The organism is Spirosoma utsteinense (assembly GCF_014282275.1).
Classification (GTDB): domain Bacteria; phylum Bacteroidota; class Bacteroidia; order Cytophagales; family Spirosomataceae; genus Spirosoma; species Spirosoma utsteinense.
The window spans coordinates 1-1,120 of sequence record NZ_VFIA01000147.1; the positions used below are offsets into that span (position 1 = coordinate 1).

General features: G+C 49.1%; 3 protein-coding genes. All 3 read right to left on the reverse strand.

Translation table 11 applies throughout. The features are described from left to right. Positions 1-157 precede the first annotated feature (157 nt). Positions 158-472 (reverse strand): transposase, encoded by a 315-nt coding sequence (locus FH603_RS29425; protein WP_186742697.1) that lies wholly within the window; start codon positions 470-472, stop codon positions 158-160. A gap of 110 nt (positions 473-582) precedes the next feature. Then, positions 583-816, reverse strand: a complete 234-nt coding sequence (locus FH603_RS29430) for a helix-turn-helix domain-containing protein (protein WP_394366425.1) — start codon at positions 814-816, stop codon at positions 583-585. Further along, positions 749-1,072 (reverse strand): helix-turn-helix domain-containing protein, encoded by a 324-nt coding sequence (locus FH603_RS29435; RefSeq protein ID WP_186742701.1) that lies wholly within the window; start codon positions 1,070-1,072, stop codon positions 749-751. The genes FH603_RS29430 and FH603_RS29435 overlap by 68 nt, the downstream gene beginning before the upstream one ends. Between the last annotated feature and the right edge of the window lie 48 nt (positions 1,073-1,120).

The following is a 1,120-nucleotide window of genomic DNA, read 5'->3' on the forward strand; positions in this document are numbered from 1 at the left end:
TTATTGGTACGTGAATTAATCTGTAAAGAAACCAATCTCTTTTTTTCGAAAGAAGGCTTGCACTAATTTTCGCTCTTTCTCAAAGATGTTTAGTTGCTGCCGAACTGCATCCGTCAGGTCTAGTAGTGAAAGGAACACTCGGTTTTTTAGCCTACCCTTAAGCTGATTCCAGACTAATTCGACCGGGTTCAGCAGCGTCGGCTGTCCGATCAGGGCTATAAGGAGGTAAAGACTCTAAATGCACTCGACCAGGCCGCTGTTTCAGAAATGCTTTGACTGCCTCACTTCGATGAATGGAAGCACCATCCCATACGATGAGTAAATCACGTTTACGGTAGCGCCCGCAGAGTTTATTCAAAAACCAGACAATGTCTTCACCCGTAAACGACCTATCCTGGCCCGCTACATAAATCCGACCGTTTGGTGCAATGGCCGCAATCAGACCGCTGCGGCGGGCCGCTAAGGTGATCACGACCGGCCTGTTCAAGTAAAACTGGTGTCTGGCCTAGTGGTGCCCAAGTCAGACCTAACATAGGCAACAAGTAAAAGGCAGATTCGTCCACGTAAAGAACAACACGCCCTTCAGTCTGGGCTTTTTTTAAGCTCAGGTAAGCGTTCGTCCCGCCATTGCTGGACCCGCCCAGGATCTTGTTGACGGGCTTTAGGCTGTGGCTTTTGACGGCTCCAACCCACTTTTTTCAACAAACGTCCGACCTGAGAAGGATCATAACTAACCCCGAAGAGTCGGTTAATGACTGCTCCGGCAGCCCGGTTCATTAACTCGGGGGCGCGTCCAAATCTGCCCTGGGAATCCATGATGCTCGGCCCCTTTGTTCAACTCCACAACTAGCTGATGGAGTTGGTCATCGGTTAATTTGGCGGTAGCTCCAGTGGGCTTTCGCCAAGCCAGTGCGTCTTGTCCTTGCTGCTGATATTTGGCTAGAGTACGACTGACCCAGCCTTGGGTTAAGCCTAAGGCCTGAGCGATAGTGACTTGTTTCCAGCCCTGTTGCTGTAAGGCAACACATCGACGACGCAGGATTTCATATTCGATTTGCTTGTAGCTTGCCATAGTAATTACAAGTTACAATTATTACGACTCTACTCACGCATCAATAAT

Bases quoted from the DNA above. Each gene is read 5' to 3' on its own strand.
- FH603_RS29435 (WP_186742701.1), bottom strand. From the start codon at position 1,072: ATGGCAAGCTACAAGCAAATCGAATATGAAATCCTGCGTCGTCGATGT.
- FH603_RS29430 (WP_394366425.1), bottom strand. From the start codon at position 816: ATGGATTCCCAGGGCAGATTTGGACGCGCCCCCGAGTTAATGAACCGG.